Annotated in this window: 14 protein-coding genes, 1 rRNA gene and 1 riboswitch; of the genes, 6 read left to right on the top strand and 9 right to left on the bottom strand. The window is 50.6% G+C overall.

Going from position 1 to position 20,747, the window contains the following annotated elements:
- Positions 1 to 194: 194 nt before the first annotated feature.
- Positions 195 to 391: riboswitch (Lysine riboswitch) on the top strand.
- A 91-nt stretch (positions 392 to 482) separates the two neighbouring features.
- Together lysC and QUE34_RS24505 are read left to right on the top strand one after the other, a co-directional pair.
- Positions 483 to 1,832 carry a lysine-sensitive aspartokinase 3 gene (lysC, locus tag QUE34_RS24510; protein ID WP_001290305.1) on the top strand — a complete coding sequence of 450 codons (1,350 nt, stop codon included), beginning with the start codon at positions 483 to 485 and terminating at the stop codon, positions 1,830 to 1,832.
- A gap of 251 nt (positions 1,833 to 2,083) precedes the next feature.
- The gene (locus QUE34_RS24505) at positions 2,084 to 2,356 is read left to right on the top strand and encodes a YjbD family protein (protein ID WP_001207638.1); all 273 of its coding nucleotides are present in this window, start codon (positions 2,084 to 2,086) and stop codon (positions 2,354 to 2,356) included.
- Here QUE34_RS24505 and rluF read toward each other — a convergent pair whose 3' ends face one another.
- A complete protein-coding gene (rluF, locus tag QUE34_RS24500) occupies positions 2,357 to 3,229 on the bottom strand; it encodes a 23S rRNA pseudouridine(2604) synthase RluF (RefSeq protein WP_032185666.1) in 873 nt (290 codons plus the stop codon). It lies immediately after the preceding gene.
- Positions 3,230 to 3,440: 211 nt separating this feature from the next.
- Here rluF and pepE point away from each other — a divergent pair, with 211 nt between their 5' ends.
- Positions 3,441 to 4,130 (top strand): dipeptidase PepE, encoded by a 690-nt coding sequence (gene pepE, locus QUE34_RS24495; RefSeq protein ID WP_000421763.1) that lies wholly within the window; start codon positions 3,441 to 3,443, stop codon positions 4,128 to 4,130.
- A gap of 89 nt (positions 4,131 to 4,219) precedes the next feature.
- Here pepE and QUE34_RS24490 read toward each other — a convergent pair whose 3' ends face one another.
- Positions 4,220 to 5,851 carry a Na/Pi cotransporter family protein gene (locus QUE34_RS24490; protein WP_032304282.1) on the bottom strand — a complete coding sequence of 544 codons (1,632 nt, stop codon included), beginning with the start codon at positions 5,849 to 5,851 and terminating at the stop codon, positions 4,220 to 4,222.
- Between the two features lie 219 nt (positions 5,852 to 6,070).
- Positions 6,071 to 9,754 (bottom strand): methionine synthase, encoded by a 3,684-nt coding sequence (gene metH / locus QUE34_RS24485; protein WP_032304280.1) that lies wholly within the window; start codon positions 9,752 to 9,754, stop codon positions 6,071 to 6,073.
- Positions 9,755 to 9,953: 199 nt separating this feature from the next.
- Between metH and iclR the strand changes: the two genes are divergently transcribed.
- Together iclR and QUE34_RS24475 are read left to right on the top strand one after the other, a co-directional pair.
- Positions 9,954 to 10,778: a glyoxylate bypass operon transcriptional repressor IclR gene (gene iclR, locus QUE34_RS24480; RefSeq protein ID WP_032304279.1), complete on the top strand. Its 825-nt coding sequence runs from the start codon at positions 9,954 to 9,956 to the stop codon at positions 10,776 to 10,778.
- A gap of 315 nt (positions 10,779 to 11,093) precedes the next feature.
- A complete protein-coding gene (locus tag QUE34_RS24475) occupies positions 11,094 to 13,280 on the top strand; it encodes a ShET2/EspL2 family type III secretion system effector toxin (protein WP_032304278.1) in 2,187 nt (728 codons plus the stop codon).
- Here QUE34_RS24475 and aceK read toward each other — a convergent pair.
- From aceK to metA, 4 genes are all read right to left on the bottom strand, one after another.
- On the bottom strand, positions 13,249 to 14,985 hold the full coding sequence (aceK, locus tag QUE34_RS24470) for a bifunctional isocitrate dehydrogenase kinase/phosphatase (RefSeq protein ID WP_032304276.1): 1,737 nt from the start codon (positions 14,983 to 14,985) through the stop codon (positions 13,249 to 13,251). The two genes, QUE34_RS24475 and aceK, sit on opposite strands and share 32 nt — an antisense overlap.
- A gap of 313 nt (positions 14,986 to 15,298) precedes the next feature.
- Positions 15,299 to 16,603, bottom strand: a complete 1,305-nt coding sequence (gene aceA / locus QUE34_RS24465) for an isocitrate lyase (protein WP_000857856.1) — start codon at positions 16,601 to 16,603, stop codon at positions 15,299 to 15,301.
- Between the two features lie 29 nt (positions 16,604 to 16,632).
- A complete protein-coding gene (aceB, locus tag QUE34_RS24460; RefSeq protein WP_032185663.1) occupies positions 16,633 to 18,234 on the bottom strand; it encodes a malate synthase A in 1,602 nt (533 codons plus the stop codon).
- 268 nt (positions 18,235 to 18,502) lie between these two features.
- Positions 18,503 to 19,432: a homoserine O-acetyltransferase MetA gene (gene metA, locus QUE34_RS24455; protein ID WP_001122781.1), complete on the bottom strand. Its 930-nt coding sequence runs from the start codon at positions 19,430 to 19,432 to the stop codon at positions 18,503 to 18,505.
- A 156-nt stretch (positions 19,433 to 19,588) separates the two neighbouring features.
- Here metA and QUE34_RS24450 point away from each other — a divergent pair, with 156 nt between their 5' ends.
- A complete protein-coding gene (locus QUE34_RS24450; protein WP_032185661.1) occupies positions 19,589 to 20,032 on the top strand; it encodes an acetyltransferase in 444 nt (147 codons plus the stop codon).
- A gap of 63 nt (positions 20,033 to 20,095) precedes the next feature.
- On the opposite strand, the gene QUE34_RS24445 is transcribed toward QUE34_RS24450, so the two are convergent.
- Together QUE34_RS24445 and rrf are read right to left on the bottom strand one after the other, a co-directional pair.
- Positions 20,096 to 20,479: a YjaA family stress response protein gene (locus QUE34_RS24445; RefSeq protein WP_001353546.1), complete on the bottom strand. Its 384-nt coding sequence runs from the start codon at positions 20,477 to 20,479 to the stop codon at positions 20,096 to 20,098.
- A 76-nt stretch (positions 20,480 to 20,555) separates the two neighbouring features.
- Positions 20,556 to 20,671: ribosomal RNA gene (gene rrf / locus QUE34_RS24440) — 5S ribosomal RNA — on the bottom strand.
- Positions 20,672 to 20,747 lie beyond the last annotated feature (76 nt).

Here is a 20,747-nt window from a genome sequence, read left to right as displayed (position 1 = left end):
TTGTAGCGCCAGTCACAGAAAAATGTGATGGTTTTAGTGCCGTTAGCGTAATGTTGAGTGTAAACCCTTAGCGCAGTGAAGCATTTATTAGCTGAACTACTGACCGCCAGGAGTGGATGAAAAATCCGCATGACCCCATCGTTGACAACCGCCCCGCTCACCCTTTATTTATAAATGTACTACCTGCGCTAGCGCAGGCCAGAAGAGGCGCGTTGCCCAAGTAACGGTGTTGGAGGAGCCAGTCCTGTGATAACACCTGAGGGGGTGCATCGCCGAGGTGATTGAACGGCTGGCCACGTTCATCATCGGCTACAGGGGCTGAATCCCCTGGGTTGTCACCAGAAGCGTTCGCAGTCGGGCGTTTCGCAAGTGGTGGAGCACTTCTGGGTGAAAATAGTAGCGAAGTATCGCTCTGCGCCCACCCGTCTTCCGCTCTTCCCTTGTGCCAAGGCTGAAAATGGATCCCCTGACACGAGGTAGTTATGTCTGAAATTGTTGTCTCCAAATTTGGCGGTACCAGCGTAGCTGATTTTGACGCGATGAACCGCAGTGCTGATATTGTGCTTTCTGATGCCAACGTACGTTTAGTTGTCCTCTCGGCTTCTGCTGGTATCACTAATCTGCTGGTCGCTTTAGCTGAAGGACTGGAACCTGGCGAGCGATTCGAAAAACTCGACGCAATCCGCAATATCCAGTTTGCCATTCTGGAACGTCTGCGTTACCCGAACGTTATCCGTGAAGAGATTGAACGTCTGCTGGAGAACATTACTGTTCTGGCAGAAGCGGCGGCGCTGGCAACGTCTCCGGCGCTGACAGATGAACTGGTCAGCCACGGCGAGCTGATGTCGACCCTGCTGTTTGTTGAGATCCTGCGCGAACGCGATATTCAGGCACAGTGGTTTGATGTACGTAAAGTGATGCGTACTAATGACCGATTTGGTCGTGCAGAGCCAGACGTAGCCGCGCTGGCGGAACTGACCGCGCTGCAGCTGCTCCCGCGCCTCAATGAAGGCTTAGTGATCACCCAAGGATTTATCGGCAGCGAAAGTAAAGGTCGTACAACGACGCTTGGCCGTGGAGGCAGCGATTATACGGCAGCCTTGCTGGCGGAGGCTTTACACGCATCTCGTGTTGATATCTGGACCGACGTCCCGGGCATCTACACCACCGATCCACGCGTGGTCACCGCAGCAAAACGTATTGATGAAATCGCGTTTGCCGAAGCGGCAGAGATGGCAACTTTTGGTGCAAAAGTACTGCATCCGGCAACATTGCTACCCGCAGTACGCAGCGATATTCCGGTGTTTGTCGGCTCCAGTAAAGACCCACGCGCAGGTGGTACGCTGGTGTGCAATAAAACTGAAAATCCGCCGCTGTTCCGCGCCCTGGCGCTTCGTCGTAATCAGACTCTGCTCACTTTGCACAGCCTGAATATGCTGCATTCTCGCGGTTTCCTCGCGGAAGTTTTCGGCATTCTCGCGCGGCATAATATTTCGGTGGATCTCATCACCACCTCCGAAGTGAGCGTGGCATTAACCCTTGATACCACCGGTTCCACCTCCACTGGCGATACGTTGCTGACGCAATCCCTGCTGATGGAGCTGTCTGCACTATGCCGGGTAGAAGTGGAAGAAGGTCTGGCACTGGTCGCGTTAATTGGTAATGACCTGTCAAAAGCCTGTGGCGTTGGCAAAGAGGTATTTGGCGTACTGGAACCGTTTAACATCCGCATGATTTGCTACGGCGCATCCAGCCATAACCTGTGCTTCCTGGTGCCCGGCGAAGATGCCGAGCAGGTGGTGCAGAAGCTGCATTTTAATTTGTTTGAGTAAACACAGTATGGCCCGAAAGACATTATTTCGGGCCGTATGTTTTTCTTGTCATTATGCCCATCAATAAACGAGTCTATTCCCTGTTAACCAGCATCTTTATCTAAGAATAATTACCTTTAATTTTTTATCTGCATCTCTAACTAATTATCGAAAGAGATAAATAGTTAAGAGAAGGCAAAATGAATATTATCAGTTCTGCTCGCAAAGGAATTCCCGTACACTGAACTCTCCGGCTCACTGAGGGCACCATCATGGCACTCCCCCGTATTACCCAAAAAGAGATGACTGAACGCGAGCAGCGTGAACTTAAAACACTGCTGGATCGGGCGCGTATTGCGCATGGTCGCGTGCTGACCAACTCGGAAACTAACAGCATTAAGAAAGAGTACATCGATAAATTAATGGTTGAGCGTGAGGCTGAAGCAAAAAAAGCCCGCCAGTTGAAGAAAAAGCAGGCTTATAAACCCGATCCCGAAGCATCGTTTAGCTGGTCGGCAAATACGTCAACGCGCGGCAGGCGCTGATTAGCGCCCCTTCTTTTTGCGCCCCGGCGAGGTGAAACGTTTACCGTTGGACGTCGGGCGACCGCCTTTTTCTGATGTTTTTTCCATCTTCACCACCGGGCGTTTAATGCCCGCCGTTTTCGGTTTGGCCTTCGCTTTGGGTTTTACCTCAGAAGTGGAATTCTCAATTAATTTAAAGAGATCTATTAGCTCATCGTCGGTTAAATCGCGCCACTCACCCAGCGGAATGCCGCTTAAACTGACGTTCATAATGCGCGTACGCTCCAGCTTTTTCACTTCGTAACCAAAGTGCTCGCACATGCGACGGATCTGACGGTTCAGTCCCTGCACCAGGGTAATGCGAAAAACAAACGGCGCTTCTTTTTTGACTTTGCACTTTTTCGTCACCGTCCCGAGGATCGGCACCCCCGCCCCCATACCACGAATAAATTCATCGGTAATCGGTTTATCGACCGTAACCAGATACTCTTTCTCATGATCGTTACCCGCACGGAGGATTTTATTCACCAGATCGCCGTGATTGGTGAGGAAAATCAGCCCCTGGGAATCTTTATCCAGGCGGCCAATCGGGAACACGCGTTTGCTGTGGTTAACAAAATCGACAATGTTATCGCGCTCGCCATCTTCGGTGGTGCTGACAATACCGACGGGCTTGTTCAGGGCGATAAGTACCAAATCTTCGGCTTCCCGAGGCTCAATCAACTGACCATTTACTTTCACAACGTCGCCGGGTTTCACCTGATCGCCAATGGTGGCTCGCTTGCCGTTAAGGAACACATTGCCTTGCTCGATATAGCGATCCGCTTCGCGGCGTGAGCAAATTCCGCTTTCGCTGATGTATTTATTTAAACGGACTGATGAGTCGGGCAGCATAAATTCTCCTGTAAAAAACGGAATATACCGTACCTTTGGGTTGATAAAAAATAGTCATGAGCGAACTATTTGTTATTTCCATTGGCTTGAATTCGTTACCTGCTCAAATCACTTTCCAGAAGCAATGTGCGACATCGTGAGCCATGTCAGTAAGCGATTAAAATCACAGTGATAGCATGCCTCCCGTGATTTCTTACTAACCGGAGAAGTAATGGAACTGCTTTTATTGAGTAACTCGACGCTGCCGGGTAAAGCCTGGCTGGAACACGCGCTGCCGCTGATTGCTGAACAGTTGCAGGGTCGCCGTTCTGCGGTATTTATTCCTTTCGCGGGCGTAACGCAGACCTGGGATGATTACACAGCGAAAACGGCTGCGGTTCTCGCTCCGCTGGGTGTTTCTGTCACCGGTATTCATAGCGTTGTCGATCCCGTTGCCGCGATTGAAAATGCGGAAATTGTGATTGTCGGCGGCGGTAATACTTTCCAGTTGCTGAAACAGTGCCGCGAGCGCGGGCTGCTGGCACCAATTACTGACGTGGTGAAACGTGGCGCGCTGTATATTGGCTGGAGCGCAGGCGCTAACCTTGCTTGCCCAACCATTCGTACCACCAACGATATGCCGATTGTCGATCCGCAAGGTTTCGATGCGCTAAATCTGTTCCCGCTGCAAATCAACCCGCACTTCACCAACGCGCTGCCGGAAGGCCATAAAGGTGAAACCCGTGAGCAGCGTATTCGCGAACTGCTGGTCGTCGCGCCAGAACTGACGATTATTGGTCTGCCGGAAGGTAACTGGATCACAGTAAGTAAAGGTCACGCTACGCTGGGTGGCCCGAACACCACTTATGTGTTTAAGGCTGGTGAAGAAGCGGTGCCGCTGGAAGCGGGTCACCGTTTTTAAGTGAATTGCCGGATGCATGATCCGGCATCTTGTACATAGTGCCTGATGCGACGCTTTACGCGTCTTATCAGGCCTATAGGGTCACGGTATTAATACTCGTCCCGTACTTCATCTTCATCCGGCTGTTCCAGCACACTGTAAGCCACCGAACAAAACAGCGAGTTCAAACGCTGCATATCGCCCAGTAAGCCTAAATGTAGCGAACTGGTTTCAATGCTCTGCACGTTTTGCTGATGCAGGCGATCAACGTGGGCGTGAGAATAACGGCGATTAAGAATGCGAAAACGATGCTTGCTGCGGCGTAAACGACGGGCGCTGGCAACATCGCCAGAGAAGAAAACCGACATTGCCAGTTTTAAATTACTGAGCAATTGCTCATAGAGTGCATCCAATTCCTTCAAGCCATCAAGCGAAAATGCTCGCCTTGCTGCCAGCGATTTGTCGGCAATTTCACTCCCCATGCGCTCGACGATATCGGAGGCCTGTTCAAGGTTAAGCGACATTTCGATAATCTCCGCCCAGCGACGCGACTCTTCCTCCGCCAGCTCTTCTTTTGGCATTCGCGCCAGATACAGCTTAATGGCGGTGTAGAGAACGTTGATATCATCTGCCAACTTACGCAGCTCTTTCTCCTGCCGTGGCTCGCCGTGCATCACTTTATTCAACCCTTCCATCATCTGTTCCATGGCGTCGCCAATGCGCAGGGTTTCGCGGGCAGCGTTCGCCAGAGCAAGCGTGGGCGTATCCAGCGCGCTGACATCCAGATGTTTAGGCCGTAGCTGGGTATCCAGTTCCGGTTCATCGCGAATAATCGTTTTGCAAAACCGTGCCATCGGGTCAACGAATGGCAACATGACCAGGCAGCGTACAAGGTTGTAGAAGACGTGGAAATAGATCACCAATTCCGCTTTTGACAATGGCAACTTCCCCATTGTCTCTGCCAGCAAATGGACAAACGGCAGGATAATCAGGCTACCCACCAGCTTAAACAGCAGGCTACCCAGCGCGACACGGCGGGCTGCGGCATTGGCGGCACTGTTGTTGAGCATCGCCAGCAGGCCGGAACCGAGGTTTGCACCAATCACCAGACAAAGCGCCACTGGGAAAGAGATAATGCCTGCGGCGGTCAAAGTCGCGGTCAGCAGTACAGCAGCAAGGCTGGAGTAGCTGATAATGGCGAACATCGCGCCAATCAGCGCATCCAGCAGAATATCGCCGGTTAGCGAGGCAAAGATCACCTGAACGCCGTTTGCCTGGGTGATCGGCGTTACGGCCTGCACAATCAATTCCAGCGCCAGTAAAATCAGCCCAAGACCAATACCGACACGGCCCAGTTGCCCGGCGCGTGATTGTTTGCGTCCGAGGAAAAAAATCACGCCGATAAAAATAAGTAGTGGTGACAACCAGGATAAATCGAAGGTGAGAATACGCGCCATTAGCGCGGTCCCGACATCTGCACCCAGCACAATGACCAAAGCCGGTGCGAGGGCAACCAGATCCTGAGCGACGAACGAAGTCACCAGCATGGTGGTAGCATTACTGCTCTGCACCAGTGCGGTAACGCCGATCCCCGCACAAAAGGCGAGCGGCTTTTTTTCGACGCTCCGGCTCAGAACAGTGCGCAGACGTGCGCCGAAGACGCGCATTACGCCTGTTCGAACAATATGTGTCCCCCAGACCAACAGGGCGACGGCAGAAAGCAGGTGAAGCAGCGTTAACACGAGTTCAGGTTCTCCTTATCGTTATATGTTCCTGAAGCAATTGAATGACCAAAGGACCGGAAACACGCTGACTGGCATCTTTACTGTGCCTTTTGACCTTCGTTTTTCCGGCTAAGATTATTCCAGCCTGATTCCAGTATAAGTGTTTCATATTAATAAAGAGACAGGGCACTCATTGAGCGCCCTGTTTGTTGTAAGGAAAAGTGACAGATTTGTGAATCAGTCCGCGTCATACCCCAGATTCGGTGCCAGCCAGCGTTCAACATCTGAGACGCTCATACCTTTACGGCGGGCATAGTCTTCGACCTGGTCGCGCTGAATTTGCGCTACCGCGTAATACTTGCTGTCCGGGTGGCTGAAGTACCAACCCGAAACCGATGCGCCGGGCCACATGGCGAAAGATTCTGTGAGTTTCATGCCAGTGTGTTTTTCCACTTCCAGCAGCTCCCAGATGGTGGCTTTTTCCGTATGTTCCGGGCAGGCCGGATAGCCAGGTGCCGGGCGGATTCCCTGATAGTTTTCGCGGATCAGCTCTTCGTTGCTGAGGTTCTCGTTCGGCGCATAGCCCCAGTAGACTTTACGCACACGCTCATGGAGATACTCCGCAAACGCTTCGGCTAAACGGTCGGCAAGCGCTTTCACCATGATTTTGTTGTAATCATCGTGCTGTGCTTCAAAGGCATCAGCCAGTGCGTCCTCTTCCAGTCCGCCAGTCACGGCAAATGCGCCGATGTAATCTGCTTTACCAGAAAGCTTCGGCGCAACGAAGTCAGCGAGACAGTAGTTAGCGAAGCCCGTTTTTTCGGTCTGTTGACGCAGATGGTGGCTGACGTTGATCACATGGGTACGCGTTTCGTCACGGTAGATTTCAATGTCATCGCCCACACGGTTTGCCGGGAACAGCCCCACCACGCCACGCGGATTCAGCGTTTTCTCGGCGCTTAATTTATCCAGCATGTCGTTGGCGTCTTTAAACAGGCGCTTCGCCTCTTCACCCACCACTTCATCTTCCAGAATGCGCGGATACTTCCCGGCCAGCGACCAGGTCATAAAGAACGGTGTCCAGTCGATGTAATTACGCAGCGTTTCGATGCTGGCTTCGACTTCCTGCACGCCGAGACGGTGCGCCACCGGCGGCGTGTAAGCCTGCCAGTCAAAAGCGAAATCGTTATCGCGCGCCGCTTCCAGCGTGACCGGTGGAGTGCGCGGTTTCTTGCGCCCGTGTTGAATACGCACGGTTTCGTACTCCTTGCGGGTACGAGCAACGAAATCATCGCGCTGAGTGTCGGAAAGCAGCGCCGCCACCACACCAACGGTGCGTGAAGCGTTCTGCACATACACCGTCGGGCCGCTGTAGTTCTGCTCGATTTTCACCGCCGTGTGCGCTTTTGAGGTGGTCGCGCCGCCAATCAATAGCGGAATGGTGAAGCCCTGACGCTCCATCTCTTTCGCCACGTTGACCATTTCATCCAGCGACGGCGTGATCAATCCTGAAAGGCCAATCAAATCAGCATTCACTTCTTTGGCGGTACGGAGAATTTTTTCCGCAGGCACCATCACGCCGAGATCAACAATTTCGTAGTTGTTACATTGCAGCACCACGCCAACGATGTTTTTACCGATGTCGTGGACGTCACCCTTCACTGTAGCGATCACCATCTTGCCGTTGGTTTTGCCCTGCTCTTTGCTGGCTTCTATGAATGGTTCGAGGTAAGCCACCGCCTGCTTCATCACACGCGCCGATTTGACCACCTGCGGCAGGAACATTTTCCCTTCGCCAAACAGATCGCCGACCACGTTCATGCCGTCCATCAACGGGCCTTCAATCACTTCAATCGGGCGCGTAGCCTGCTGACGGGCTTCTTCGGTGTCCTGTTCAATAAATTCGGTAATACCTTTGACCAGCGAGTACTCCAGGCGTTTATTCACTTCCCACGAGCGCCACTCCGCCTGCTGGGCGTTGGCGGTGTCGTCGGTTTTGCTGCCGCGATATTTCTCGGCAAGCTCCAGTAAACGCTCGGTGCCATCGTCGCGACGATTAAGAATCACATCTTCCACCGCGTCGCGCAGTTCAGCGGGTAGGTCGTCGTAAATCGCCAGTTGTCCGGCGTTGACGATCCCCATATCCATGCCATTGCGAATAGCGTAGTAGAGGAACACCGCGTGAATGGCTTCGCGCACCGGATCGTTGCCACGGAATGAGAACGAAACGTTAGAAACGCCGCCGGAAATCAGCGCGTGCGGCAGTTCACGTTTGATGTCTTCACACGCGCCGATAAAGTCCTGCGCGTAGTTGTTGTGCTCTTCAATGCCAGTTGCGACCGCGAAGATGTTCGGGTCAAAGATGATATCTTCTGGCGGGAAGCCAACCTCTTCGGTGAGGATTTTGTACGCCCGACGGCAAATCTCGATTTTCCGTGCGCGGGTATCGGCCTGGCCCTGTTCGTCAAAGGCCATAACCACGACTGCCGCACCGTAGCGACGCAACAGTTTCGCGTGATGAATAAAGGCATCGACGCCCTCTTTCATCGAGATAGAGTTAACAATGCCTTTGCCCTGGATACACTTCAGACCTTTTTCAATGACCTCCCATTTTGAGGAGTCGATCATAATCGGCACGCGAGCGATATCCGGTTCACCGGCAATCAGATTGAGAAAACGCACCATCGCCGCTTCGGCGTCGAGCATCCCTTCATCCATGTTGATATCGATAATCTGCGCACCGTTTTCCACCTGCTGACGCGCCACATCCAGCGCCTCGCTGTATTTCTCTTCTTTGATCAGGCGCTTGAACTTAGCGGAACCGGTGACGTTGGTGCGTTCACCCACGTTCACAAACAGGCTATCGTCGCCAATGTTCAGCGGCTCCAGGCCAGACAAACGGCAGGCTACGGGAATTTCCGGTAGTTTGCGCGGCGCTAATCCTTCTACAGCACGACTCATCGCTGCAATATGTTGTGGCGTGGTGCCACAGCAGCCGCCGACGATATTGAGAAAGCCCGCTTGTGCCCATTCACGTATTTGTTTTGCCATCGTGTCGGCGTCGAGATCGTATTCACCAAAGGCGTTGGGCAGCCCAGCGTTCGGGTGCGCGGTGACGTAGCATTCCGCAATCCGTGACAGCTCCTGCACGTACTGGCGCAGTTCATCGGGCCCCAGCGCACAGTTCAGGCCGAAAGTCAGCGCTTCGGCGTGGCGCAATGAGTTGTAAAATGCTTCGGTGGTCTGCCCGGAGAGCGTGCGCCCGGAGGCGTCAGTGATGGTGCCGGAGATCATTATCGGCAGTTCAACGCCCAGCGCTTCGAACTCCGTTTTCACCGCAAAGACCGCCGCTTTGGCGTTAAGGGTGTCGAAAACGGTTTCAATCAGGATCAGATCCGCACCGCCTTCCACCAGCGCTTTAGTGGATTCTCGATAAGCCGCCACCAGCTGGTCAAAAGTGATGTTGCGGAATGCTGGATCGTTCACGTCCGGAGAAATAGACGCCGTGCGGTTGGTCGGGCCGAGAACACCGGCAACGTAGCGCGGTTTCTCTGGCGTACGGGCGGTCCACTCGTCAGCACAGGCACGCGCCAGCTTCGCCGCCGCAAAGTTGATTTCCGCCGACAGGGATTCCATCTGGTAATCCGCCATCGCAATGGTCGTGGAGTTGAAGGTGTTGGTTTCGATGATATCCGCGCCCGCTTCAAAGTAGGCGTTGTGGATAGCGGCGATCACTTCCGGTTTGCTGAGTACCAGCAGGTCGTTGTTGCCTTTGAGATCGCATGGCCAGTCGGCAAAGCGTTCACCACGAAAATCGGCTTCGTTCAGTCGATAGCTCTGGATCATAGTGCCCATACCGCCATCCAGCACCAGAATACGTACATTTAACTGCGCACGCAGTTGTTCCACTTTGCTGCTCACACTTGCTCCCGACACGCTCAACCCAGATTTAATAAAAATTCAACAAACCATACTGGCATAAACGCATCTGTGGTAAAAGCGACCACCACGCAACATGAGATTTGTTCAACATTAACTCATCGGATCAGTTCAGCAACTATTGCATTAGCTAACAATAAAAATGAAAATGATTTCCACGATACAGAAAAAGGAGGCTGTCATGGTCGCACCTGTTCCCGCAAAACGCGGCAGAAAACCCGCCGCTGCCACCGCCCCCGCTACCGGGCAAGTACAGTCTTTAACGCGTGGCCTGAAATTACTGGAATGGATAGCCGAATCCAATGGCAGTGTGGCACTCACGGAACTGGCACAGCAAGCCGGATTGCCTAATTCCACGACCCATCGCTTGCTAACCACGATGCAACAACAGGGCTTTGTGCGTCAGGTTGGCGAACTGGGACACTGGGCAATCGGCGCACATGCCTTTATGGTCGGCAGCAGCTTTCTCCAGAGCCGTAATTTGTTAGCCATTGTTCACCCTATCCTGCGCAATCTAATGGAAGAGTCTGGCGAAACGGTAAATATGGCGGTGCTTGATCAAAGCGATCACGAAGCGATTATTATCGACCAGGTACAGTGTACGCACCTGATGCGTATGTCCGCCCCTATTGGCGGTAAATTACCGATGCACGCTTCCGGTGCGGGTAAAGCCTTTTTAGCCCAACTGAGCGAAGAACAGGTGACGAAGCTGCTGCACCGCAAAGGGTTACATGCCTATACCCACGCAACACTGGTGTCTCCTGTACATTTAAAAGAAGATCTCGCCCAAACGCGAAAACGGGGTTATTCATTTGACGATGAGGAACATGCGCTGGGACTACGTTGCCTCGCAGCGTGTATTTTCGATGAGCACCGCGAACCATTTGCGGCAATTTCGATTTCCGGGCCGATTTCACGTATTACCGATGATCGCGTAACCGAGTTTGGTGCGATGGTGATTAAAGCTGCGAAGGAAGTGACGCTGGCGTACGGTGGAATGCGCTGACTTTTTCTGGCGGGTAGAGGTAATATTCTGCCCGTCATACCTGAGTAGCAATAGAATAAGGGTATCTGTTAATCGCATTGACGCAAAAATAACTTAATATCATACACTTCACACACTTTTATTAACTCAGCATTATTTTTAAACATCAAACCACTTAATTATTAACAAAATCGCAAGAACTCATTGCGCCGAAACTTTTGCGGTTTCATTATGAGATTGAGCGATTTATGATATTTCTTTACTTGTAATCATATTAAATTTTTCACTGTTCTGATAGTTAAAACTCCAGACATCAATAAACAATGAGATATTTAAATGATTACTCGTATTCATCGCAATTCTTTCTCTTTAAATATTAATAATACAGCCCAGACAAATGAACACCAAAACCTGAGTGAATTGTTTTATAAAGAACTCGAGAATAAATTTTCTGGCAAGGAGCTGGGGACACCTCTATTAAAAAGCTTCTCAGAAAACTGTAGACAAAACGGCCGTCATATCTTTAGTAATAAGGATTTTGTCATTAAATTTTCCACGTCTGTCTTACAGGCTGATAAAAAAGAAATTACGATAATTAATAAAAATGAAAACACGACACTCACTCAAACCATTGCTCCAATATTTGAAGAATACCTAATGGAAATTTTACCTCAACGCTTAGACACTCTTGATAAACAAGAATTAAACCTAACCTCAGATAGAAAAGAAAAAGAATTTCCAAGAGTTAAACTTAATGGTCAATGTTATTTTCCGGGGCGCCCCCAAAACCGTATAGTATGCCGACACATTGCTGCACAATATATTAATGATATTTATCAGAATGTTGATTACAAACCCCATCAAGATGATTATTCTTCAGCTGAAAATTTTCTCGCTCACTTCAACAAAAAATGCAAAAACCAGACTTTGGCGTTAATTTCCAGCCGTCCTGAGGGGCGTTGTGTTGCTGCCTGCGGTGATTTCGGTCTAGTTATGAAGGCATATTTTGACAAGATGGAATCAAATGGTATCAGTGTTATGGCGGCCATATTATTGGTGGATAACCATGCTTTGACGGCCCGGCTAAGAATAAAAAATACAACTGAAGGATGTACCCATTACGTGGTTTCGGTTTATGATCCTAATGTAACTAACGATAAAATAAGAATCATGAGCGAAAGTAAAGAGGATATTAAACACTATTCTCTGATGGATTTTATGAATGTAGATTATAGCCTCCTGAAATGGTCAAATGATCATGTTATTAACCAATCTGTTGCAATAATTCCAGCACTTCCGAAAGAGCAGCTATTGATGTTAAAAGGATCTGTGGATGAAATAACCCCTCCATTATCACCTGCAACGATGAATTTGCTCATGGCAATTGGTCAGAATCACAAACTTACGCAGCTGATGATTCAGCTCCAGAAAATGCCAGAACTACATAGAACAGAAATGTTGACTGCCTATAATAGTATTAACCTACCAGGTTTATATTTGGCTATAAATTATGGTAATGCGGATATCGTTGAGACTATTTTCAATTCACTGTCAGCTCCTGGATATGAAGAATTACTCTCGAAAAAAAACCTCATTAATATTGTGGAGGCAAAAGATAAAAATGGTTGTTCTGGATTATTTTTAGCGATATCACGTAAGGATAAAAATGTCGTAACCTCGATTCTGAACGCCTTACCTAAACTTGCTGCTACACATCATTTAGATAACAAACAGGTGTATAAAATCCTGAGTGCCAAAAGTAGATCGTCCAGCCATGTTTTATACTATATTATGGCGAATGGTGATGCCGACATGCTGAAAGTTTTTTTGGATGCATTACCTTTGTTAATTCGCACATGTCATTTGACTAAAGAGCAGGTACTCGATCTCCTGAAGGCAAAGGATTTTTATGGTTACCCGGGGCTATACCTGGCGATGCAAAATGGGCATAGCGATATCGTGAGAGTTATACTCGAAGCATTGCCCTGTCTGGCCCAGGAAATTAACATTTCCGCTTCTGATATTGTAGATCTTCTGACCGCCAAAAGTCTTGCGCGCGACACGGGTTTGTTTATAGCCATGCAGCGCGGACATATGAACGTTATTAAGACTATTTTTAACGCATTACCCACTCTGTTTAATACGTTTAAATTCGATAAAAAAAATATGAAGACCCTCCTCCTGGCAAATAATTCTAATGAATATCCCGGTTTGTTTTCAGCGATACAGCATAAACAACAAAACGTTGTAGAGACGGTTTATCTTGCTTTATCTGACCATGCACGCCTTTTTGGATTTACCGCTGAAGATATTATGGATTTTTGGCAACATAAAGCGCCACAAAAATACTCTGCCTTTGAGTTGGCTTTTGAATTGGGTCACCGGGTTATTGCTGAATTAATCCTTAATACGTTAAATAAGATGGCTGAAAGCTATGGCTTTACGGATAACCCTCGATACATCGCGGAGAAAAATAAGATGGAAGCTTTACTCAAAAAAGCATCTCCCCATATCGTACGCTAAATCTTTGCCTGCGCCGATACGCATAAACATCTTCCACATGTCCTTCACGAATGCGGTTTTGTAGTGCGCGCCAGTAATCGGCGCGGAACAGGTCGGCGTGCATCTCTTCAAACAGCGGACCAATGCGCGGATCGGCGCAAAGCCAGTGGCGGAATTCTTCCGGGAAAACATCGCCCGGCGAGACGCTGTACCACGGTTCGCTGGCAAGTTCGTCCTCCGGGTAGCGCGACGGTGGGATGTCGCGGAAGTTTACTTCCGTCATGTAGCAAATTTCATCGTAATCATAAAACACCACGCGCCCGTGACGGGTGACACCGAAGTTTTTAAACAGCATGTCGCCGGGGAAGATGTTGGCGGCAGCAAGCTGGCGAATGGCGTTGCCGTATTCTTCAATGGCGTCGCGCAACTGCTGACCTTCCACTTGTTCCAGCCAGATATTGAGCGGCACCATCCGCCGCTCAATATAAAGATGGCGAATCACAATTTGTTCGCCGAGATCGGTGATTTTTTCCGCTGCTTCCTGGAGCAGTAATGCCATTAATGCCGGGGAAATATGCCGCTTCTCCAGCACAAAGTTTTCAAACTCCTGGGTGTCCGCCATTCGACCTACGCGATCGTGCTCTTTCACCAGTTGATAGCAGGCGCGAACGTGCGCGGCAGACATCTCTTTCTGCGGCGCGAATTTGTCTTTGATGACTTTAAATACCCGGTCAAAACCTGGCAGCGTGAACACCAGCATCACCATCCCACGAATACCCGGCGCTTCAATAAACTGCTCATTACAGCCCTGTAGATAAACGAGATATTCGCGGTAGCTCTCGGTTTTAGCGTGCTTCTGGCAGCCGATAGCCATATACAATTCTGCGGTCGTTTTACCTGGCAGAATTTCCCGTAGCCACTCGACCAGTGCTGCGGGCAGCGGTGCATAAACCATAAAATAAGAACGCGCAAAGCCAAAGACGATGCTCGCTTCGGCGGTAGTCGTCAGGCAGGTATCAATAAATAACTCGCCGTCGTCCGTTTGGTGGATCGGCAGCAAAAAGGGCAATGTGCCGGAAGACGTGATCAGTTTGCCCACTAGCCAGGCGGCTTTATTGCGATAAAACAGTTCGTTCGCCACCTGTAAATGACTTTCCGCGAGGTTGCCTGTCCCCAGCGTTTCCGTCAGATGGCGAATGATGTAATGAATGTCACGGCTTTTATTCTGCCAACGCAGACGCAGCGGCAGGTCGCTGATAACGCGCATTAGCAGAGATTCCCAGCCGTGATCGGGGTGAAAGTCTTTCGCCAGCGGGCGGGGAATGGTACGAAAACGGCGCTCTGGCTGGGAGCTAAAGATAAAAAGCCGCTCGGGAGTAAGCGAACGGTGGTCAAATAACCGACAGTACACGGAGTTAAAAAAGCTCTCCGCAATCTCGAAACGCGGGTAGTCCGGCAACAGCCGGGTGTAATGCTCTTTAACGCGCAGTAAAAATGCCGCGTCCGTGCTTTGGCCGTTGGTAATGCAGCGCAGTTGCTCCACCACCAGACCCACGTGATGATCGTAAAGATGGATACGGTTTTTCATCGCCTGCTGGACAGCGTGCCAGTCGGCTTGTTCGAAACGCTGCTGCGCCCCGGAAGTCACTTCGAGGAATCGACCATACTGAGCGTCGAAGCCTTGCAGAATGGTTTGTGCAATCAGTAATTCCAGGCCACGCGGCATTTGTTGCCCTCATCAGGAGCAGTGAATTGCCGGATAAGACGCGCAAATCGTCGCATCAGGCGTTGATTGCCGGATGCGGCGTGAACGCCTTATCCAGCCTACGGTCAGCAACGGTTGTAGGCCTAATAAGACGCGCAAGCGTCGCATCAGGCATCGTGCACCGATTGCCGGATGCGGCGTGAACGCGTTATCCGGCCTACGTTCGGCAACGACTGTAGGCCTGATAAGACGCGCAAGCGTCGCATCAGGCGCTCATTGTCGGATGCGGCGTGAACGCCTTATCCGACCTACAGTCAGCAACGGTTGTTGTTGCTTAGAACTGCGATTCTTCGGTGGAGCCGGTCAGCGCGGTAACCGACGACGTGCCGCCCTGAATAATGGTCGTCACTTTATCGAAGTAACCCGTCCCCACTTCCTGCTGGTGAGATACGAAGGTATAGCCATCTTTCGCGGCGGCAAATTCCGGCTGCTGCACTTTCTCAACATAGTGCTTCATACCCTCGCCCTGGGCATAGGCGTTTGCCAGGTCAAACATGTTGAACCACATGCTGTGGATGCCTGCCAGGGTGATGAACTGGAACTTGTAGCCCATATCCGACAGCTGCTGCTGGAAGCTGGCAATAGTTTTGTCGTCGAGGTTTTTCTGCCAGTTGAACGACGGCGAGCAGTTATAAGCCAGCAGTTTGCCCGGATATTTCGCGTGGATGGCTTGTGCAAAGCGACGCGCCAGTTCCAGGTCTGGCGTGGAGGTTTCACACCATACCAGGTCAGCATATGGCGCATACGCCAGGCCACGGCTGATCGCTTGTTCAATACCTGCATGAGTACGGAAGAAGCCTTCGCTGGTACGCTCGCCGGTAATAAATTCGCTGTCATATGGGTCGCAATCGGAGGTAATCAGATCCGCCGCATCGGCATCGGTACGAGCAACCAGCAGGGTTGGAACGCCCGTCACGTCAGCTGCCAGACGCGCCGCGACCAGTTTCTGAATAGCTTCCTGAGTTGGCACTAAAACTTTGCCGCCCATGTGACCGCATTTCTTCACTGATGCCAGCTGATCTTCGAAGTGAACTGCCGCTGCACCGGCTTCAATCATCGCTTTCATCAGTTCAAAGGCATTCAGGACACCGCCAAAACCGGCTTCCGCATCGGCAACGATCGGCAGGAAGTAATCGACATAGCGCGGATCGCCCGGCTCAATGCCCGCGGACCATTGGATCTGATCCGCACGGCGGAAAGTATTGTTGATCCGCTCCACCACAGCTGGCACCGAGTTTGCCGGATAGAGCGACTGATCCGGATACATGCTGGCCGCCAGGTTAGCGTCCGCCGCTACCTGCCATCCCGACAGATAGACTGCTTCAATACCCGCTTTCGCCTGTTGCAGCGCCTGACCGCCAGTCAGTGCACCGAGGCTGTTGATGTAGCCTTTTTTCGACTCGCCATGCAGCAGACGCCACATTTTCGCCGCACCCAGTTGTGCCAGCGTGCATTCAGGATTGACTGAACCGCGTAATTTCACCACATCTTCCGCACTGTACGGGCGAGTAATGCCTTCCCAACGCGGTTGAGTCCACTCTTTCTGTAATTCTTCAATTTGTTGTGTACGGGTTTTCATGTGCAGATGCTCCATAGTTATGTGGTGGTTTACGCTAACAGGCGGTAGCCTGGCAGGGTCAGGAAATCAATTAACTCATCGGAAGTGGTGATCTGTTCCATCAAGCGTGCGGCATCGTCAAAACGCCCCTGGGAGAAACGTTCTTCGCCCAGTTCGCTGGCAATGACTTTCATCTCTTCGCCCAGCATCTGGCGGAACAAGGCTTTGGTCACCGGTTTGCCATTACTCAACGTTTTTTGGTGATGGATCCACTGCCAGATGGAGGTACGGGAAATTTCAGCCGTCGCCGCATCTTCCATCAGGCCATAAATCGGCACACAGCCGTTGCCAGAGATCCACGCTTCGATGTACTGCACAGCCACGCGAATGTTGGCGCGCATACCTTCTTCGGTGCGTTCACCATCACAAGGTGCCAGCAGCTGATCGGCAGTAATCGGCGCGTCTTGTTCGCGCATCACTTCAAGCTGATTTTTACGGGAGCCGAGAATGTCGTTGAATACCGCCATTGCCGTATCCGCAAGGCCTGGGTGGGCAATCCATGTGCCATCGTGACCGTTATTGGCTTCCAGCGCTTTATCCGCTTTTACTTTGTTCAGCACCTGGTTATTGCGCTCTTCATCTTTGCTCGGAATAAACGCCGCCATGCCGCCCATCGCAAAAGCTCCGCGTTTATGGCAGGTTTTTATCAACAGGCGTGAGTAAGCATTCAGGAATGGTTTATCCATCGTCACTGCCTGTCTGTCTGGCAGGACGCGATCGGGATAGTTTTTCAACGTTTTGATATAGCTGAAGATGTAATCCCAGCGACCGCAGTTCAGACCAACAATATGGTCACGCAACGCGTGAAGGATTTCGTCCATCTGGAACACAGCAGGCAGCGTTTCAATCAGCAACGTCGCCTTGATGGTGCCGCGCGGCAGATTAAAGCGATCTTCTGCATAGCTGAAGACTTCGCTCCACCAGGCCGCTTCCTGCCAGGACTGGGTTTTCGGCAGATAGAAATAGGGACCGCTGCCCTTTGCCAACAGTGCCTGATAGTTGTGAAAGAAGTAGAGCGCAAAATCAAACAGGCTGCCAGGGATTGCCTCACCACGCCAGGTGACATGTTTTTCCGGCAAGTGCAGACCGCGTACCCGACAAATCAAAACCGCTGGATTGGGCTTGAGCTGATAAATTTTGCCTGCTTCATTGGTGTAACTGATGGTGCCATTAACTGCATCGCGCAGGTTAATTTGTCCATCGATCACTTTGTTCCAGTCCGGGGCCAGTGAATCCTCAAAATCGGCCATAAAGACTTTCACATTGGCGTTGAGCGCGTTGATCACCATCTTGCGCTCTACGGGTCCGGTAATCTCTACCCGACGATCTTCTAAGTCCGCAGGAATACCACGAATTTTCCAGTCAGCATCACGAATGGAAGCTGTTTCCGAAATAAAATCAGGCAACGTTCCGTTATCGATATCCTGCTGCTGCTGAATGCGCGCTGCCAGAAGTTTATTGCGTTGTGGCGTAAAATGCGTCACCAGCTCAGTCAGAAACTCTACCGCTTCGGCAGTAAGAATTTGCTTCTCCTGCTCGCCATACGGCCTTGTGAAAACCAGTTCATCGGTTGTTGTTGCCTGTTCAGTCATCGTGCTGCTCCTCGTCATGGATCCGAAAACTTCCCCACTGTGAACGAAGGATCGTTGTGCGCTTTTCGTTCAGCACAACTAAGACTACTCATTTAAAATGCAAAATCAAAAACAATTTCCATTTTAATTAAAAATACTTAATAACTTATTGATAACAATATAAATAAAATTTGTTCACCTACTAAGGTGCGTTTCGGAAATAAAAAAGGCACCCGAAGGTGCCTGAGGTAAGGTGCTGAATCGCTTAACGATCGACTATCACAGATGATTAATCCAGCGTTGGATTCATGTGCCGTAGATCGTATGGCGTGATCTGGTAGACGTAATAGTTGAGCCAGTTGGTAAACAGCAAATTACCGTGACTACGCCAGCTCGCTCGCGGTGTATTTTGCGGATCATTATGCGGGAAATAGTTATACGGTACATCCGGGTCTAGTCCGGCTTCCACATCGCGGAAAAATTCCTGCGCCAGTGTATGTGCGTCGTATTCCGGATGCCCCGTCACAAAGGCAATGCGCTTATCTTTGCTGGCAAACAGATAGGCATCCCCTTCTTCTGTCTCCGCCAGAATTTCCAGATCGGTGTAATCACGAATCAACGCTGCCGGAAAGTCAGCATAGCGCGAATGTGGTGCCAGGAATGAATCATCAAAGCCACGCGTCAGAAGTGCATGAGGATGGAGAATGTGATGTTCGTAAACGCCAGAGAGTTTGTCAGTGCGGGTTTGCTTAGGAATGCCATAGAGGATATTGAGCGCGGCCTGGACCGCCCAACAGACAAACAGCGTCGAGGTGACGTGATCTTTCGACCACTCCAGCACCTGTTTGATTTGCGGCCAGTAAGCGACATCATTAAACTCCACCAGGCCCAGCGGCGCGCCGGTAACTATCAGACCGTCAAAGTTTTGTTCCTGAATATCTTCAAAGTTACAGTAGAAGTTATTCAGATGCTCTGCGGGCGTGTTGCGCGATTCACGGGAATCGATGCGCAACAGCTGAATATCGACCTGCAAAGGTGAGTTTGAAAGCAGGCGCAGAAACTGATTTTCAGTTTCGATCTTCTTCGGCATCAGGTTAAGGATAAGCACCTTTAGCGGACGAATTTCCTGACCAGACGCGCGAGAAGTTGTCATCACAAAGACGTTTTCTTCACGCAAGAAATTGACGGCGGGTAGCTCGTCCGGCACACGAATCGGCATAACCTGATTACCTCACTACATACGCTTATACGTTTAGACATCCAGATAGCTGAAGATAACCAGAAAATTTGCCAATGTCGAGCCTGCATGTTGAAGGTGAGAAAGTTTCAAGGAAAAGGCTACGTTAGAATATAAGAATGACGAAAAGGAGAGAAAATGGTTATTAGTATTCGCCGCTCACGGCATGAGGAAGGGGAAGAACTGGTTGCGATTTGGTGCCGTTCTGTCGATGCCACTCACGATTTTTTATCAGCAGAGTATCGGGCCGAGCTGGAAGAGCTGGTGCGTTCCTTCCTGCCGGAAGCGCCGTTGTGGGTCGCGGTTAATGAGCGGGATCAGCCGATTGGGTTTATGTTATTGAGTGGTCAGCATATGGATGCGCTCTTTGTCGATCCTGATGCGCGCGGCTGCGGCGTGGGTCGGTTGCTGGTCGAGCATGCGCTCTCAATGGCCCCGGAACTGACAACCAATGTTAATGAGCAAAATGAGCAGGCGGTGGGGTTCTATAAGAAGATGGGCTTTAAGGTTTCAGGGCGTTCCGAGGTGGACGATTTGGGGAAACCGTATCCGCTGCTGAATCTGGCGTATGTGGAGGCGTAGGCAATTTTTTTCTCATCCCGGTGGGCTGAACTTCAGGTTTCGTACCCACCAATGGTGACATGATTATTTCTGCTTAAGCATTGCCATGACCGCACTATCACTGAGCACCACTGATTGCGCATGGATGTGGAAATGGCGATATTTCATTAACGTTGCACCAGCGACCACTTCATGAAGAATGCGCTCCTCAACCTGTGACAAACCGCCCTCATTCATTTCCAGCGCGCTCACAACAATATCCATACGTTTTGCTGGCAAAAAAGAGTACCAGGGTGAACGTGGGTGGAGTTGCAAAACAAGATCTTGCAGAACTTTTTCTGCAACAAAGAAATTGGCGATTAACAGGCGCTGGTTACTGAAGGCAGCCTCTCCTGACACTTCACGTTTGCTTTCAAGATCGCGAACAGTAATTTGATTACGACGAATTTGGATATACAGAACTGACATGAGATTCCCTTCATCATGCAAATAATTGATATGCAAAAAACCCCGGCCTTATGGACCGGGGTTTTTCTAATTTGATGCCTGGCAGTTCCCTACTCTCGCATGGGGAGACCCCACACTACCATCGGCGCTACGGCGTTTCACTTCTGAGTTCGGCATGGGGTCAGGTGGGACCACCGCGCTAAGGCCGCCAGGCAAATTCTGTTTCATCAGACCGCTTCTGCGTTCTGATTTAATCTGTATCAGGCTGAAAATCTTCTCTCAATCCGCC

The organism is Escherichia sp. KS167_9B, assembly GCF_030295215.1.
Lineage (GTDB): Bacteria > Pseudomonadota > Gammaproteobacteria > Enterobacterales > Enterobacteriaceae > Escherichia > Escherichia coli_F.
This window is presented reverse-complemented; position numbering and strand designations above follow the sequence as displayed.

Coding starts and splice junctions, on each gene's coding strand:
- lysC (WP_001290305.1), top strand. CDS start 483: ATGTCTGAAATTGTTGTCTCCAAATTTGGCGGTACCAGCGTAGCTGAT.
- QUE34_RS24505 (WP_001207638.1), top strand. CDS start 2,084: ATGGCACTCCCCCGTATTACCCAAAAAGAGATGACTGAACGCGAGCAG.
- rluF (WP_032185666.1), bottom strand. CDS start 3,229: ATGCTGCCCGACTCATCAGTCCGTTTAAATAAATACATCAGCGAAAGC.
- pepE (WP_000421763.1), top strand. CDS start 3,441: ATGGAACTGCTTTTATTGAGTAACTCGACGCTGCCGGGTAAAGCCTGG.
- iclR (WP_032304279.1), top strand. CDS start 9,954: ATGGTCGCACCTGTTCCCGCAAAACGCGGCAGAAAACCCGCCGCTGCC.
- QUE34_RS24475 (WP_032304278.1), top strand. CDS start 11,094: ATGATTACTCGTATTCATCGCAATTCTTTCTCTTTAAATATTAATAAT.
- aceK (WP_032304276.1), bottom strand. CDS start 14,985: ATGCCGCGTGGCCTGGAATTACTGATTGCACAAACCATTCTGCAAGGC.
- aceA (WP_000857856.1), bottom strand. CDS start 16,603: ATGAAAACCCGTACACAACAAATTGAAGAATTACAGAAAGAGTGGACT.
- aceB (WP_032185663.1), bottom strand. CDS start 18,234: ATGACTGAACAGGCAACAACAACCGATGAACTGGTTTTCACAAGGCCG.
- metA (WP_001122781.1), bottom strand. CDS start 19,432: ATGCCGATTCGTGTGCCGGACGAGCTACCCGCCGTCAATTTCTTGCGT.
- QUE34_RS24450 (WP_032185661.1), top strand. CDS start 19,589: ATGGTTATTAGTATTCGCCGCTCACGGCATGAGGAAGGGGAAGAACTG.
- QUE34_RS24445 (WP_001353546.1), bottom strand. CDS start 20,479: ATGTCAGTTCTGTATATCCAAATTCGTCGTAATCAAATTACTGTTCGC.